Here is a 15,845-nt window from a genome sequence, read left to right on the forward strand (position 1 = left end):
GGCTCCTTGTGTTCTGGGTCGGGGTGTCCGGGTTGAGCGGTCACATGGCCAGTCGGTACAGCGAGGTGCGCCGCCTGCCGGTGATGACGGGAAGATGGCCGGACAGCTCCGCGTCGAGCGCGTCGTCGCCGGTGTCGAGGAGCAGCGGGCGGCCGCCGAGCGCGGCCAGTTTGGCCTCCGTGCACAGCACCAGCAGGTGCTCGCGGCCACCTGCCGCGCGCAGCACGCGCGGTGAGATCTGCTGGTTGCCGCGGCCGAGGAGGAACCCCTGGCCGCCGATGGGGGAGAGGGCGATCCGGGCGGGGCCGAGTGCCAGGAGGGTGTCCTCGCGGGCGTCGCGGGCCACGACCCGGGGCGGACCGCCCGGCCGCAGGGCGAGCGCGTCGACCCCGGTGAGCGAGATGCCCGCGCCGAGCGCGGCCGCGACCGCCCGGGTGGTGCTGCCGGGGCCGAGTACCAGCAGCCCTTCCCCGACCCGTTCGGCGACCTCGGCCGCGATCCCGCCGACCGCCCCGGGCGAGACGGCGGTGCTGCCGGTCTTGCGCTGCTGCACCCGGACCGGGACGTCGGGGACGGGCAGCCACCCGTGGAGCCGGGAGGTGACGCGCCCCTCGCCCAGAGCGTCTTCGTCGCGGTCCATCACCTCGGCGTCCCGCAGCCGGACGCCGCCCGCGCGGGCGAGCCACGCCGCCGCGACCTCGCCCGCGGCACGCGGGCCGACGGCGAACACGGCCGAGTGCATCTTGACGCCGGTCGGCACGCCGAGGACCGGGCAGCGCACGTCGCCGAGGGCGCCGAGCACATCGCGCGCGGTGCCGTCGCCGCCGGCGAAGAGCAGCAGGTCGACGCCCTCGGCCACGACCGCCCGCACCGCGGCGACGGTGTCCGCGGCCGAGGTGTCCCGTCCGGTGCCCGCGGCGTACACGACCCGCCCCGCGAGCCCGGCCGCGGCGACGGAGCCGGCGCCCAGGGAGCCGGCGGCGGTGACGACGAAGAGCCCGGGGGATGCCGGGGCGTCCCGCGGACCGGTGTCGGCCAACGCGCCCCGGCGAACCGCCAGTTCACTCAGGGCCGTGGCCGCGCGCTCTCCCGCCTGCGGGCGTGCGCCCAGTGAGAGTGCCACCCGCGGCCGGTCCGGGCCGTCGGTGCCGCCCAGACCCACCCGGCCGCCGAGTCCGGCGACCGGGTTGACCACCAGACCGATCCGCGTCACCGACCGGCCTCGCCGAGCACCTTGCGGCGGTAGGCGCGCCAGGAGACCGCCCAGGTCGCGGGGTCGTCCAGGGCCTCCGGCCGTACCCGGTGGACCGTCGAACGGTGCGGCGCGGTGCGCACGGTCTCCGGGTCCTCGTACGCCTCGCGGGCGATCTCCGCAAGGATCGCCGCGTACTCGTCGAGGTCGGCGCGCGTGTAGGACTCGGTAGGCTCCAGCGTCATGGGCTCCGGCACCACGTACGGGTGGTGGCTGGTCCAGTAGTGCGTGCCGAAGTCCGCCGCGCGCAGACCGAGGTCCTCGGAGTGCAGGCCGGTGTCCTCGTGGAGCTTCTCCCAGCTGTAGCGGACCTGCTCCACGCGCGGCCGGCCGGCCGCGTACGGCACCGAGACGCCCGGGATCTGCCGGACCTTGTGGAGCAGATAGTTGTTGTTGAGCACGGCCGTCTCGGCGGCGGCCCGCAGCCCCTCCGCGCCGAGCGACATGATCCACGCGTAGGCGCGGACCAGGTTCGGCACGACGCCGTAGAACGGCCGCATCTTGCCGACCGACTCGGGCCGGTCGTCGTCGAGCCGGTACCTTCCGGTCGCCGGGTCGAACTCGACGGTCGGGCGCGGGAGATACGGGGCCAGCTCCTCGGTGACCGCACAGGCGCCCGCCGCCGGGCCGCCGCACGCGTGCGGGGTCGAGAACGTCTTGTGCAGATTGAAGTGGCACAGGTCGAAGCCCGCGTCCCGCGCCCGGGTGATGCCGAGGATGCCGTTCGCGTTGGCCTGGTCGTACGAGCACAGGCCGCCCGCCTCGTGCACGATCCGTACGAACTCCTCGATGCGCGGGTTGTAGATCCCGGTGTCCTCGGGGTTGGTGATCAGGAGCGCCGCCGTGCGCGGGCCGGCCGCCGCTTTCAGCGCCTCGATGTCGGGGTAGCCGTCCGCGTCCGGGTGGAGGGTGATGACCTTGAAGCCGGCCGTCTTCGCGCAGGCGGCGTTGGACGGGTGGGAGAAGATCGTCGTGATGACCTCGTCGCGCCGGTCCAGCTCGCCGCGCGCGGCGAAGTGGGCCCGGATCATGGCGACGTTGGTGTAGATCGCGGCGGAGCCGGCGCCCGGCTGGAGCGAGACCCGGTCCATGCCGGAGATCTCCTTCAGCAGCTGCTCCAGGCTGTGGATGATCCCGAGGACGCCCTGGACCGTGTCCTCGTCCTGGAGCGGGTGCAGCGCCGCGATCCGGGGGTCGCGGACGAACTGGTCGTTGACCTTGGGGCTGTACTTCATGGTGCAGGTGCCCTGGCCGACGTCGATGTTGAGATCGGCGCCGAGGTTCTCCTGCGACAGGCGCAAGTAGTGGCGCAGCACCTGCTGCTGGGACATCTCCGGCAGGGCGGGCGGCTCGGCGCGGCGCAGGGCGGCGGGGATCGCGGGCATCCCGACGGACGGGTCCGCGGCCGGCACGAGGACGCCCCGCTCGCCCGGCGAACCCAGCTCGAAGATCAGCTTCTCGTCCCAGGACGCCTGCTGGAACCGGCGCAGGCGAGGCTTCGGGGCGATGCGCGCCTCCTCGGGGGAGACGGGCACGGGCGCGTGCGAGGCGGTCACTTGACGATCTCCTTCAGGGTCGCGGCGAGCAGGTCGATGTCGGCCCTGGTGTGGACCTCGGTGACGCAGTACGCGGCTTCGTGGGTGCCGGTCGGTGTGGAGCCGAAGATGCCCCGCTCCTTGAGTTCGGCGCGGATCTCGGCGGCGGTCCTGCCGCCCGTGTAGCGGACGGTGAAGTCGGCGAAGTGCAGGGCGTCGCCGTACGGGACCTCGATGCCGGGCACTTCGGCGAGGCTCCTGCGCGCGTACGAGGTGAGCGCGAGGATCGTCCCGCCGATCTCCCGCATGCCCTGCGGTCCCATCAGCGCGAGATAGACCCCGGCACCGATGCCGTGCAGCGCGGCGGCCGTGCCGACCCACTCCTTGCCCTCCTCGCGCAGCGCGAACGAGGTCCGCTCATAGGCGACGTCACCGAAGCCGTACTCGCCCTCGACGCTCGTCGGCACCAGCCCGAACAGCCGTGACGGGTACTCGGCGACCAGCCTCTCCTCGTCACGGGTGGCGATGAAGCCCGCGTTGCCGCCGCCGAAGCTCTGGTGCAGGCCCAGCGGCTGGATGTCGCCGCACGCGATGTCGGCGCCGTACGCGGAGGGCGGCGCGAGCACGCCGAGCGTGAGCGGATTGCAGCCCGCCACGTACAACGCACCCGCCCCGTGGGCGAGTTCGGCGAGGCGGGGGAGCGCCTCGTCGACGATTCCGAGCGCGGACGGGGTGTCCGCGTACACCGCCGCGGTGTCGCCCGCGGCGAGCGCCTCGCGCACCGCGCCGAGGTCGGCGCAGCCGGTGTCCGGGTCGACCGGCACCACCGTCACGTCGTGGTCGGGGCGAACGTAGTCACGGATGCGGGAGAGCTTGTCGGCGTCGATCGCGGTGGCGACCAGCACCCGGCGGCGACCGGTGATCCGGCCGGCCATGCGCAGCGCCGTGCCCGAGGCCTGGAAGCCGTCGTACACCGGGACGTTGACGATCTCCACGTCGAGCAGCTCGGCCATCATCGACTGGTACTCCCACAGCGCCTGGAAGCGGCCGTGGTCCTCGTAGGGCTCGCCCGCGTACGCCGTGAGGAACTCACTGCGGTTGACCACCTCGTCCACCACCGCCGGTACGTGGTGCTGGTAGCAGCCGGAGCCGAGGAAGCTGAGCGCCTGCCGCGTCGATGTGTTGCGGCCGAGCAACTCCTCCATGTGGCGGGTGAGTTCGGCTTCCGAACGCAGTGGGGCAGGCAGGTCTAGGGGGCGGTGCAGCCGGATGCCGTCCGGGATGTCGGCGTAGAAGTCCTCGACGCCCGCGGCGCCGATTTCCTCCAGCATCGCCTGCCGCACGGCCGGCACGGCGTTGGGAATGTAGGGATGGGCGTAGGGGGGAACGAAGTCCTGGGATGACGTCATGCCGCGCCTTTCGCGTGGGCCGACTCGGTCGGTCCGGTCATCAATCACAGCAACAGAAGTCTTTGGCTGTACACCTCTTGACGGCAGGCTCCGTCATTCAGTGTTCTGAATACAGCATTAGGCATTCAGGCTCCAGGAGGCAAGAGTGTCAACGAGACCCACCCGACGGGTTGTTCTGGCCACAGGTTTCGCGGCCGCGGCATCGTCCCTGGTCAGCGGATGTGCCATGGGCGGAGCCGGCGGCGGAGAGGCCCGGGACATCGACGGCAGGAAGGACGACGAAGGGGGCCAGGTCAGCGGCAGCATCACCGTCTGGTCGTGGGACGTGGCCGCCAAGGCCATGAAGCGCCTCGCCGGCGACTTCGAGAAGCGCCACCCCGGCACCATCGTCGACATCGTCGACATCGGCTACGACAACGCCTACGACAAGATCACCGTGGGCCTGCGCGGCGGCTCCGGCCTCGCCGATGTCCTCACGGTCGAGGGCAGCTACATGCCGCGCTACACCGGAAACTTCCCCAGCGGCTTCTACGATCTGACGAGCCTCGGCGGCCGCTACGGAGGCGACTTCGACCGCGCCGCGTGGCGCACCGTCACCGGCAAGAACAGCGCAGTGTTCGCCCTGCCCTGGGACATCGGCCCCTGCGCGCTCTACTGCCGCACGGACCACTTCCGTGCCGCCGGAGTCGACCCCACGTCGCTGCTGACCTGGGACGACTACGTGGCGGCGGGCGTCCGTATCAAGAAGGCCACCGGCCGCAAGCTGCTCATCATGGACTCCACGGACGCCGGGATCCTGCCGATGCTGCTCCAGCAGCAGGGCCAGTCCTACTTCAAGGGCGGCCGGGTCGCCGTCGACACTCCCGAGGCCGTCAAGGCCCTCACCCTGATGAAGACCCTGCACGACAAGGGGCTCGTCGACTACGAGAAGGGCTGGGACGGACTCGTCACCGGCACCAAGGAGGGCAAGGCCGCCACCACGCCCACCGCCGCCTGGTGGACGGGCACGCTCACCGACGAGATGCCGGAGCTGAAGGGGAGGTTCACCGTGGTGCCACTGCCCGGATTCACCGCCGACGGCACCCGCACCTCCAACATCGGCGGCTCCACCCTCTGCGTCCCCGCACAGAGCAAGAACCCCCGCCTCGCCTGGGCGTTCATCCAGTTCCTGCTCACCGGCAGGGCGAACCAGGTCTCCATGCTCAAGCGCGAGGGCCTCTTCCCCGCCTACCTGCCCGCGCTCGACGACCCGTACCTGAGCGAGAAGCAGGAGTACTTCGGCGGCCAGGCGGCCCTCGACGTGTTCGCCCGGCTCGCCCGCAACATCCCGCCGGTCGAGAACAACAAGGACGACGCGAAGGCCTCCGACATCATGATCTCCGCCGTCACCGGCGTGATGCTGCGCGGCAAGGACCCGCGCACCGCCCTCGACTCGGCCGCGCGGCAGCTCGCCACCGCCACCGGCCGCGAAAGGGTGAAGTAGCCCGATGGCCGTCCACACCACCTACGACCGGCCGGTCGCCCCCACCCGCGCCCCGGCCGCTGCACGGCGCGGACGACGGCGCCCCACCGCCTGGATATTCGCCGGGCCCGCAGCCGTCCTCTTCGTGCTCTTCTTCGCCTACCCGCTGGGCGCCAGCCTCCTGCAGAGCTTCACCACCGAGGACGCCGGAGCCACCCGCTGGGTCGGACTCGACCAGTACCGGCGCATGATCGACGACCCCGCCTTCCTGGAGTCCCTGTTCAACACCGGGGTCATCCTCGTCGTGCAGGTCCCCGTCATGATCGGCCTGGCCCTCGTCCTGGCCGTCCTGCTCAACCAGTCCTGGCTGCGCTTCCGAGGCACCTGGCGGGCGGTCTACTTCCTGCCCGCCGTCACCACACTCGTCGCGTACGCCGTCGTCTTCCAGGTGCTCCTCAAGACCGACGGCGGCCTCGTCAACCAGATCCTCGGCGCCGTCGGCATCGGCCGGGTCGACTGGCTCAACAGCCCCACCTGGGCCCGCGTCTCCCTGATCGCGTCCCTGACCTGGCGCTGGACCGGCTACAACGCCGTCATCCTGCTCGCCGGACTCCAGTCCATCGGCAAGGAACAGTACGAGGCCGCCGCCATCGACGGCGCCACCACCTTCTCCACGTACACCAGAGTGATCCTTCCGCAGCTGCGCCCCGTCGTCCTGTTCTGCGTGATCACCTCCACCATCGGAACACTCCAGCTCTTCGACGAGAACTACGTCCTCACCCGCGGCGGCCCCGACGACGCCACCCTCACCCCGGTCGTCTACCTCTACAAGACCGGCTTCCAGCAGCTCGATTTCGGCTACGCCGCCGCCATCGCCTGGGTCGTCGTCGCCCTCATCGCCGCGATCTCCGCCCTCCAGTACTTCGCCTTCGGAAGGGAGCGCCGCCGGTGACCGCCCTCCAGCAGGCCCCCGTACGCGTCCACCCGGCCCGGCGCCTGGGCCGCTGCGCCGTACGGCTGCTGCTCGCCGCCGGTGCCGTGGTCAGCCTGGTGCCGTTCCTCTGGATGGCGATCGCCGCGACACACTCCACGTCCGACCTGTTCCACTCGCCGCCCCCGTTCCTGCCCGGCGGCCGGCTGCTCGACAACCTCGTGCGGCTCCAGGACACCATCGGCTTCGGCCGGGTCCTCCTCAACAGCGTGGGCATCGCCGTCGTCCACACCGCGCTCAGCTCACTGATCTCCGCCATGTGCGGCTACGGACTCGCCAAGTACCGCTTCCGCGGCCGGGGACTGCTGCTCGGCGTCGTGCTCGCCACCATGATGATCCCGTTCCAGGTGCTGCTCGTGCCGCTGTTCCAGATGATGGCGAGCGTCGGCTGGATCGACTCCTACCAGGCGGTGATCCTGCCGTTCCTGGCGAACTCCTTCGGCATCCTCCTGATGCGGCAGAGCTTCGTCGACTTCCCCGACGAGCTCCTCGAATCGGCCCGGATCGACGGCTCCGGCGAGCTGCGCACCTTCTACCAGGTGGTGCTGCCGTGCGTGCGCCCGCAGCTCGGCGCCCTGGTCATCTTCACGTTCATGGCGCAGTGGAACAGCTTCATCTGGCCCCTGCTCATGCTCAACTCGGAGGACAAATACACCGTGCCCGTCGCACTCAACACCCTCACCGGGCTCTCCCACGTGGACTACTCCGGACTGATGCTCGGCTCGCTCCTCGCCACGCTCCCGCTGATGCTCCTCTTCCTGCTGTTCCAGCGGCAGTTCGTGGCCGGACTGCTCGGCGGGGCGGTGAAGGGATGAGCCGCGCGACCCGCGTCCCGGGCATCCTCTACGGCGGCGACTACAACCCCGAGCAGTGGCCCGAGGAAGTCTGGGCCGAGGACGCCGCCCTGATGCGCGAGGCCGGGGTCACGATGGTGACCGTCGGCGTCTTCTCCTGGGCCCGGCTCCAACCCGGCCCGGATACCTGGGACTTCGCCTGGTTCGACCGGCTCCTCGATCTGCTGCACGCCCACGGCATCGCCGTCGACCTGGCCACCGCGACCGCCTCACCGCCCGCCTGGCTGGTGCGCGCCCACCCGCAGATCCTGCCGGTCACGGCCGACGGCGTACGCCTCGAATTCGGCTCCCGCCAGCACTACTGCCCCTCCTCGCCCGAGTACCGCGCCGCCGCACTCCGCCTCACCCGCACCCTCGCCGAACGCTACGCACACCACCCGGCGCTCGCCCTGTGGCACATCCACAACGAGTACGGCGACCACATCACCGAGTGCTTCTGCGCCCGCTCGGCCGACCATTTCCGCAGCTGGCTCACCGACCGCCACGGCACCGTCGAAGCCCTCAACCACGCCTGGGGCACGGCCTTCTGGTCGCAGCGCTACGGCAGTTACGACGAGATCGAACCACCCCGCACCGCACCCGGCCCGGTCAACCCGACACAGCTCCTGGACTGGCGGCGCTTCTGCTCCGACGCCCTCCTCGAATGCCACCGCGCCGAACGCGAGGCACTGCGCGAGATCAGCCCGGACATCCCGGCCACCACCAACTTCATGTCGATGTTCAAGGCACTCGACTACTGGAAGTGGGCCGAGCACGAGGACCTCGTCTCCGACGACGCCTACCCGGACCCCGCCGACCCGCACGCCCACGTCAACGCCGCCCTCAACTACGACCTGATGCGCTCCCTCAAGGGCGGCCGGCCCTGGCTGCTCCTCGAACAGGCACCGTCCGCCGTCAGCTGGCGGCCGGTCAACGTCCCCAAGCGGCCCGGACTGCAACGCCTGTGGTCGCTCCAGGCGCTGGCCCGCGGCGCCGACGGCATCATGTACTTCCAATGGCGCGCCTCCCGCGCCGGCGCCGAGAAGTACCACAGCGCACTGCTCCCGCACCGGGGCACCGCCTCACGGGGCTGGCGCGAGACCGTCCGCTTCGGCGCCGAACTCGCCCGGCTCGGCGAGATCACCGGCACCACCACCCCGGCGGACGTGGCGATCGTCCTGGACTGGGACTCCTGGTGGGCCCTGGAGGCCGAGGACCACCCCTCCGCCCGGATGCGCTGGCGCGACCTGCTGCGCCCCTGGTACGCGGCGCTGCACACCCGCGCCGTTTCCGTCGACTTCGTCCCGCCGCACGCCGTTCTCGACGGCTACCGGGCCGTCCTCGCACCCAACCTCCACCTGCTGCGGCCCGAGCACGCCGCACGCATCGCCGCCTACGTGCGCGGCGGCGGCCACTTCGTCTGCGGACCCTTCAGCGGTGTCGTCGACGGCCACGACCGCATCCACGACGGCGGTGCGCCGGGACCGCTGCGGGACGTGCTCGGCGTGGCCGTCGACGAGTTCTGGCCGATCCCCGACGGCGCGGAGGTGCCCCTGGCCTCCGGCGCACGGGCCACCCTGTGGAGCGAGTGGATCGAGCCCGAGGGCCCGGACACGGAGACCGTCGACACGTACGCGGCCGGCGAGCTGACCGGCCGCCCCGCCGTCACCCGCCACCGCTACGGCACCGGCACCGCGTGGTACGCCGGCGCCCACCTCGGCGACGGCATCGCCACCGTGCTCGACGAAGCGCTGCGGGCGGCGGGCGTACGCCCCGTGCTCGACGTACCCGAGGGCGTCGAGGCGGCCGTGCGCTCCGGCGCACAGGGCACGTACCTCTTCCTCCTCAACCACGGCGACCACGACACCCGCACACCACTGACCGGCCGCTACGGGGCCGGCGGCACCGACCTGCTCACCGGAGCCGCCGTCCGCGACCACCTCGACCTCGGCCCGCTCGGCGCCGCCGTCCTGCGCATCGCCACCGACTCCCCCGAAGGGACCACGACATGACCCGCCGGAGACACCGACACAGCACCGCCCACCGTCCCCTGAGCGCGCTGACCGCACTCCTGCTGGCCGGCGGCGCCCTCGCCGTACCGCAGACGGCCGACGCCCACGGACACCCGAAACCCCCGCCCGCCTACGCCGACGTCCTCGACCTGCACGGCACCCCCACCACCGCCCAGCCCGGCGACGGCGAGGACAACAACCCCGTCACCGTCTTCGCCGACCGGGGCGCCTGGCACGCCTACGCACTGCCGGAGGCCGGCGACAAGGACGCCTACGGCGGCTTCTCCGGGCCCCTCTACATCGCCCAGGAATACCCCTGGTGGCTCAGCAGGTCCTTCAGCCGCATCCGCCTCACCGAACACGGCCGCACCCTGGACCTGGCCGCCGGCGGCGCGCCCCGCTCCACCTCGCTGCCGGGCCGGCTCGTCCAGTCCTACGACCTCGGCCGCGGCCTGCGCCTCACTCTCGAACTCCGCTTCGCCACCGACCGCACCGCCCTGGTCAGGGCCGAGGTCCACAACACCGGCCCGGCCACCCGCACACTCGGCGCCGACTGGACGGGCAGCCTGCTGCGGCCCGCCGACAAGCCGATGCGCGACGCGCCTTCGCTGACCGCCACCGGCTCCGGCGTCGGGGTCGACTTCGGAGAGGTCCGCGAGACCTGGGACTACCTCACCGACGGCACGGAACGCTTCGAGGTCACCCACAAGGACCGCGTCCGCACGACCGTGGACGGCGACACGTACCGCACCGAGGCCGCGAAGCCGGTGACCCTGGCACCCGGCCGCTCGTACAGCTTCGACTGGACCGAGTCCTACACCTTCACCGCCGCCGAACGCACCGAGGAGCGGGCGAGGGTCCGCGGCGTACTGGCCAGGCCCGCCTCCGTGGCGTCCGCGTCCGACGCGCGCTGGCGCGGCTATGTCGCCGGGGTGACCCGGGGCGTTCCGGCGGAGCGGCGGCGCACGGCCGTGAAGTCCCTTCAGACCCTCGTCACCAACTGGCGCAGCGCGGCGGGACAGATCAAGCACGACGGCATCACACCGTCGATCTCCTACAAGTGGTTCACCGGCGGCATCTGGGCCTGGGACACCTGGAAGCAGGCGGTGGGCACGGCGCGCTTCGCGCCCGGTCTGGCCCAGTCGCAGATCCGCGCCATGTTCGACCGGCAGGTACGCCCGGACTCCGGGACCCGCCCGCAGGACGCCGGGATGATCCCCGACGTCATCTTCTACAACGACCCCGAACGAGGCGGTGGCAACTGGAACGAGCGCAACTCCAAGCCCCCGCTGGCCGCCTGGGCCGTGTGGGAGGTGTACGCGAAGAGCGGGGACCGGGCGTTCCTGCGCGAGATGTACCCGAAGCTCGTCGCGTACCAGGACTGGTGGTACCGCAACCGGGACCACGACCACAACGGTCTCGCCGAGTACGGTGCCACCGTCGACCCGGCCAACGACTCCCCGGAGGAGCGGCGCCTCGCCGCCGCCTGGGAGAGCGGCATGGACAACGCACCCCGCTTCGACGCCGGCCTCGGCACCGCGATCGTCGCCAACAAGGCCGCCGACGGAACGCTCCTCGGCTACTCCGTCGACCAGGAGTCCGTCGACCTGAACTCCTATCTCGCCGCGGACCAGGGCTACTTGGCGCGAATAGCGGGCGCGATCGGCCGCGGCGCCGACGCCAGGCACTGGAAGCAGCGCTCCACCGCGACCTCCGCCGCGGTGCGCGACACGATGTACGACCCGGCGGACGGCTGGTTCCACGACACCGCGCTCGGCACCGGCGCACCGCTCACGGCCCGCGGCCGCGGCATCGAGGGCGCCGTCCCGCTGTGGACCGGCACCGCGTCCGCCGCTCAGGCCCGTGCCGTGCGCGACAGACTGACGGACCCGGCGGAGTTCGCCACGACCGTCCCCTTCCCGACCGTGGCGAAGAGCTCGCCCTACTTCTCGCCGACCGCTTACTGGCGCGGCCCCGTCTGGTTCGACCAGGCCTACTTCGCCCTCGGCGGCCTGCGCCGATACGGCTATGGCAGGGACGCGCAAGCCCTGACGGACCGGCTCCTCACCCAGGCCTCCGGCCTTACGGGCGACAGTCCGATCATGGAGAACTACGACCCGACGACCGGGGCGCCGCTCAACTCACCCAACTTCAGCTGGTCCGCGGCACTGTTGCTGCCGATGCTGACCGGCGACGAGTAGGGGGGCGGACGGCAACGGTCCCCGGAGTGCGCGGGTGACGGGCCGCCCGGGACCGGACACAACGGCCCCGGGCGCTGCCCCGTCACCCCCGCCCGGTCCGCAGCCACACAGGACCGAACAGGCCGCTGACACGCTGACCGGCAAAGACGAAATGGGTCGGGCTCGTCGCGTCCAGGCGGGGCGCCAGCGTCCCGAACACGGTGATCTCCATGGTGTTGTCCCCCGGCACCACCAGACCCGTCAGGTCGAACACATACGGGGAACACACCCGCACCCCCGCGGCGACGCCGCCGACGCGGACCTCCGCCGTCCCCCGGACCCGCCCGAGGTCCAGCGACACCCGTCCGGCGACGGCATCGGCCGGCACGTTCACCACCCGGCCGTACCGCACCCCGCCGCTGTACTCGGCGAGGCCCTGCCCCTCCCAGTCACCGAGCCGGATCCGCCCGGGGCCGACCGTGCAGCGCACCGGACCTGCCAGCGCGGCGCCCCCCTCGTACCCGGGGCGGGTCCGGATCCGCAGTGCCGCGGTCACCGGACCGCCGCGGTCACCGGACGGCAGCCCGGCCGTCACGGCGCGCACCCCACGGGCATCGGGGGCGCCCACGTCGGCGCGGCACTCGGAGCCGTCCACGTACACCGTGATCGCGCCGTGCACCTGCGCCGTCAACCGGATGGTGCCGGGCGGGAGTTCGCACCAGAACCACTCCACACCGCCCCGGCTCCCCGGAACCGCGAACCGGACCGGCACCACCGTGCCGTCGTCGGCCTCCGGGTCCAGCCACGCGGCACCCGGCAACGGATGAGGTCGGCGGCGCAGACACAGCGCGGCAGGGTCACCCACCGGCGCGCGCCGCACCCCGACCGGCCCGCGGCCCTGCGGCCCCTCCGCCCACCAATGGGCGTCACTGTGCAGCGTCGCGACGGGTTCGCCGTCCTCGCCGTCGAGGACCGCGTCCACCAGGACCGCGCGCTCGCCGCCCCCGGACGTCTCGACCGTGATGTCGTTGTCACCGATGTGCAGGGCGGCCGTCACATCGTGCCGTCGCACGCGTGGCACCGCGTGCTCGGCGTACGGGTCGAATCCGCCCTGTCTGCCGATGAGCCGGCCGTTGACGCGCAGCGTGCAGGGCACCAGGGCGGCCACCTGCACGACGGCGCGGTCGGGGAGCGCGGTCAGCTTCAGTGTGGTTCCCATCGTCCCGGGCGCGTGGATCCACTCCGGACGCCCGTAGCGCCCGGGATCGCGCACAAGCGCCAGATGCGCCCGCAGATCACAGTCCTGATCGGGCGTCAGATCCAGTTCGAGCAGATGGAGTCCGGCGGTCGTCCGCACCGGGCCCAGCGCGAGATGGCCCCCGTCGTCGAGCGCCACGGGCACACCGTCGAGCCGGACCCGCTTCACCGCCCCGGCCCCGATCGCGAGGTGCCCGTCGAAGTCCTCGTCCAGGTGGATCTCCGTGCGCAGCCGCACCACTTCTCCGGCGACCGTCCGGCCGATGTGCACGAACTCCTCCGGCACATGCCCCTTCGGTCCCAGAACCGCGCGATGCACCGGGTCCTTGTGCACGCCCAGGCTCTCGGACCATTCGAGCACCGACGGGCCGTCCCGGTCCGGCCCCTCGCCCAGGACCAGCGCGCGGGGACCGAACGTCGCGTGGACGGTGGCCCGTGCCGGATGACCGGGGCCGGAGGGCGCCGCGGCCCAGCCGTCCCGTACGCCGTCCTCGCCGGGCGCCTCCACCCGGTGCCGGAAGGTCCGGTACTCGGTGACGGCCGGGCCGGTGGGCGGACCGGTCGCGGGGCGGGCGAAGTCGCCCCAGGTGTTGTCGAGCGTCGGCACGAGCACCATGTCCCAGTCCGCGTCCGGGGGGATCTCGACGGTGGTGACGTACGACGGCCCGGCGCCGGGAACCACGGGTGGGGAGGGCTCCCGGTCCCAGGCCGGGAAGACCAGTACGGCCGCCGGGCCGGTGTCGAAGGGGACGTCGACCTCGACGGCCCGGGCATCGTCGGCGACGGGCAGCACCGGCAGCCTGCGGGGAGCCCCGCCGAACGGGTCCACCACAACGGCCGGGCCCGAAACGTCCCGCACCCGCACCCGGGCGCGCCGTACGTAGCGGCCGGGGTCGAAGTCGTAGCGGGCGTCCAGCCAGCCCAGCGCCGCGCCCCGCTCGTCGGGGGCCGCGACATCCGCACGGGTCGCCCGGGGGGTTGCCGCGGTCAGGAACACCACAGTGGCGCCGTCCACCCGCCGCGCGAGCGCGGGGACCGGCGCGCGGACGGCCGGCCGCACACCGCCGAGAGCGGCGGCGAGCGCACCGGCCGGGTCGTCGGTCGGAGGAACGTGCACGGCCCGGCCGTCCGCGAAGCACGCCCGCAGGGCGTCAGCGGCCGTGGCCGCACCGGAGCCCACGACCTGCTCGGGCAGCTCGCCCCAGGCGATCAACCTCCCGCCGGCCGAAGCGAATTCCACCAGCCGGTCGGCAGTCGTCCGTTCGAGGACGGTGCACGCGGGCAGCACGATCGTCGAGTACGCCTCGTCCGCCACCCGCAGCCGTACGCCGTCGTCGAGCCGTGAAACATGGGCGCGGTCCAGCGAAGCGTCGTCGATGACATCCGCGTCGAGACCCAGCCGGTCCAGCAGCCCCGGCCGGATGCGGAACCAGGCCATGTCCCCGACGAGTTCGAGATAGGCCCACTGGGCGCGGGCCGCCGCCTCGTCGACACCGTCCAGGGCGGTGCCCGCCTGGGCGGTGGTGGTGGGCAGCAGGACCGCGACGTCGCACAGATGGTGACCGAGGCTCAGGACCGCGCAGAGCCGGGTCACCGCGTCGGCGAAGACACGGTGGTGGCGCCAGTACGGCTGGCGCCAGTCGGTCCCGGGCGGCGCCCACTCCCACCAGCCGCCCTTGGTCGTGTAGTAGACGGCATGCGGGTTGTAGAGCGTGGCCCCGGCACGCAGCCAGGGGAGCAGCCAGTCGAGGGTCTCCTCCAGGGTGCCGCCCCAGCCGGTCGAGTGGAAGGCCTCGACCCAGGTGCGGGGACGGCCGTAGAGGTGGGCGAGCGACGAGTGGACACGGGCGTCCCCGTGGTGGTCGGAGCCGGGCGCCGAGAACCAGCGGTGGGTGCGCGCGTAGTCGGCGTACAGCTCCACGCCCGCGACCGGGTGTCCGGCGCGGGCGGGATCCTGCTGGTCGCAGCCGATGAGCAGCCCGTGCCGCTCGTGCCAGGCGGCCAGCGGCCGGAAGAACGCGTCCTCGGCCAGTTCGGCACGGGTCAGGTGGTAGTCGCGGCGGATCCGGTGGACGTCCGGATCCGCGCAGTCCTCGTACAGGGCGTCCAGCCGCTCGGTGAGGTCGTAACCACGCAGGCGCAGAAAGGCGTCGGTGAAACCGGTGGACCAGGTCGGCAGGGACGGCAGTTCGTCCTGGAACGAGCCGACGACGACGGTCCCGAGCCGGTCGCCGAGCCGACGCTCGAACTCCCCGTGCACCCGGTCGAGCAGCGCCGCGCACGCCCCGGCCCCGAGATGGTCGAAACCGAGCGCCTCGTGATGGTGGAGCGTCAGACGCCAGCGGCCGGTGCCGGGCGCCCGTACGACCCCGTCGGCCACCGGCACCGCGACCGCCGGGCCGGTGGGCCGGCCGTCGTCGTCGACCGGTTCGGCACGGCCCGCGAGCGGACGGCCGTCCGGCGGGCACCGCAGCTCACCGGCCTGTGCCGCCGAGGAATCGACCACGGCCCGCACCCGGCCGAGCCGACGGCCGGCGTAGTCGGGCCGCTCGTCGACGAGGCGTGCCTGGAGATCCGCGCCGGAGAAGCCGAGCTGGTCGTAGAACCAGAGCCCGACCCCCAGCTCCCGGGCGTCCTCGCACACCCCGTCGAGCAGCGCCCACCACGCGTCGGACAGAAACGGCGGGTCGTCGGCGTCCGAGCCGAACAGCGGGCCCGACGGCGCCAGGTTGAGGAGCACCAGATTGTGCACCCCGCCCCGGGCGAAGCGCTCCAGCTGCGCCCGAAGCCGCGCCCGGTCGAGCCGCTCCCCGCTCCACCACCAGATCGCGACGGGCGAGAAGGCGCGCGGGGGCGCCGCGAGGACAGCCGCGACGCTCGGTGGCAGGAGCGGATCACCCGGGTGTGTCATGCG

9 protein-coding genes are annotated in these 15,845 nt (G+C 72.5%); 5 read left to right on the plus strand and 4 right to left on the minus strand.

All coding sequences use genetic code 11. From position 1 onward, the window contains the following. Positions 1–40: 40 nt before the first annotated feature. Genes ABZ622_RS10395 through gcvPA form a run of 3 tightly spaced genes read right to left on the minus strand, consistent with a single transcriptional unit; the run spans position 41 to position 4,196 of the window. On the minus strand, positions 41–1,213 hold the full coding sequence (locus ABZ622_RS10395; RefSeq protein ID WP_360541950.1) for an NAD(+)/NADH kinase: 1,173 nt from the start codon (positions 1,211–1,213) through the stop codon (positions 41–43). After that, entirely contained in the window at positions 1,210–2,808 is a 1,599-nt protein-coding gene (gene gcvPB / locus ABZ622_RS10400) for an aminomethyl-transferring glycine dehydrogenase subunit GcvPB (RefSeq protein ID WP_360541951.1), read from the minus strand. Before gcvPB ends, ABZ622_RS10395 begins: the two co-directional genes overlap by 4 nt. Further along, positions 2,805–4,196 (minus strand): aminomethyl-transferring glycine dehydrogenase subunit GcvPA, encoded by a 1,392-nt coding sequence (gcvPA, locus tag ABZ622_RS10405; protein WP_360541952.1) that lies wholly within the window; start codon positions 4,194–4,196, stop codon positions 2,805–2,807. The genes gcvPB and gcvPA overlap by 4 nt, the downstream gene beginning before the upstream one ends. A 226-nt stretch (positions 4,197–4,422) precedes the next feature. Between gcvPA and ABZ622_RS10410 the strand changes: the two genes are divergently transcribed. From ABZ622_RS10410 to ABZ622_RS10430, 5 genes are read left to right on the plus strand one after another with little or no spacing between them, the layout of a single operon-like run. Further along, positions 4,423–5,679, plus strand: a complete 1,257-nt coding sequence (locus ABZ622_RS10410; RefSeq protein WP_360541953.1) for a sugar ABC transporter substrate-binding protein — start codon at positions 4,423–4,425, stop codon at positions 5,677–5,679. A 4-nt stretch (positions 5,680–5,683) separates the two neighbouring features. Continuing rightward, positions 5,684–6,610, plus strand: coding sequence for a sugar ABC transporter permease (locus ABZ622_RS10415; RefSeq protein WP_360541954.1), 927 nt, complete (start codon positions 5,684–5,686; stop codon positions 6,608–6,610). Next, a complete protein-coding gene (locus tag ABZ622_RS10420) occupies positions 6,607–7,464 on the plus strand; it encodes a carbohydrate ABC transporter permease (RefSeq protein WP_360541955.1) in 858 nt (285 codons plus the stop codon). The genes ABZ622_RS10415 and ABZ622_RS10420 overlap by 4 nt, the downstream gene beginning before the upstream one ends. After that, a complete protein-coding gene (locus tag ABZ622_RS10425; RefSeq protein WP_360541956.1) occupies positions 7,461–9,494 on the plus strand; it encodes a beta-galactosidase in 2,034 nt (677 codons plus the stop codon). The genes ABZ622_RS10420 and ABZ622_RS10425 overlap by 4 nt, the downstream gene beginning before the upstream one ends. Then, positions 9,491–11,695 (plus strand): trehalase family glycosidase, encoded by a 2,205-nt coding sequence (locus tag ABZ622_RS10430; RefSeq protein WP_360541957.1) that lies wholly within the window; start codon positions 9,491–9,493, stop codon positions 11,693–11,695. Before ABZ622_RS10425 ends, ABZ622_RS10430 begins: the two co-directional genes overlap by 4 nt. 82 nt (positions 11,696–11,777) lie before the next feature. Here ABZ622_RS10430 and ABZ622_RS10435 read toward each other — a convergent pair whose 3' ends face one another. Further along, positions 11,778–15,842, minus strand: a complete 4,065-nt coding sequence (locus tag ABZ622_RS10435) for a hypothetical protein (protein WP_360541958.1) — start codon at positions 15,840–15,842, stop codon at positions 11,778–11,780. Positions 15,843–15,845 lie beyond the last annotated feature (3 nt).

Origin of the sequence: Streptomyces sp. NPDC007164 (assembly GCF_040634135.1) — a bacterium.
Lineage (GTDB): Bacteria > Actinomycetota > Actinomycetes > Streptomycetales > Streptomycetaceae > Streptomyces > Streptomyces sanglieri.

Bases quoted from the DNA above. Each gene is read 5' to 3' on its own strand.
- gcvPA (WP_360541952.1), bottom strand. From the start codon at position 4,196: ATGACGTCATCCCAGGACTTCGTTCCCCCCTACGCCCATCCCTACATT.
- ABZ622_RS10410 (WP_360541953.1), top strand. From the start codon at position 4,423: ATGGGCGGAGCCGGCGGCGGAGAGGCCCGGGACATCGACGGCAGGAAG.
- ABZ622_RS10415 (WP_360541954.1), top strand. From the start codon at position 5,684: ATGGCCGTCCACACCACCTACGACCGGCCGGTCGCCCCCACCCGCGCC.
- ABZ622_RS10425 (WP_360541956.1), top strand. From the start codon at position 7,461: ATGAGCCGCGCGACCCGCGTCCCGGGCATCCTCTACGGCGGCGACTAC.
- ABZ622_RS10430 (WP_360541957.1), top strand. From the start codon at position 9,491: ATGACCCGCCGGAGACACCGACACAGCACCGCCCACCGTCCCCTGAGC.
- ABZ622_RS10435 (WP_360541958.1), bottom strand. From the start codon at position 15,842: ATGACACACCCGGGTGATCCGCTCCTGCCACCGAGCGTCGCGGCTGTC.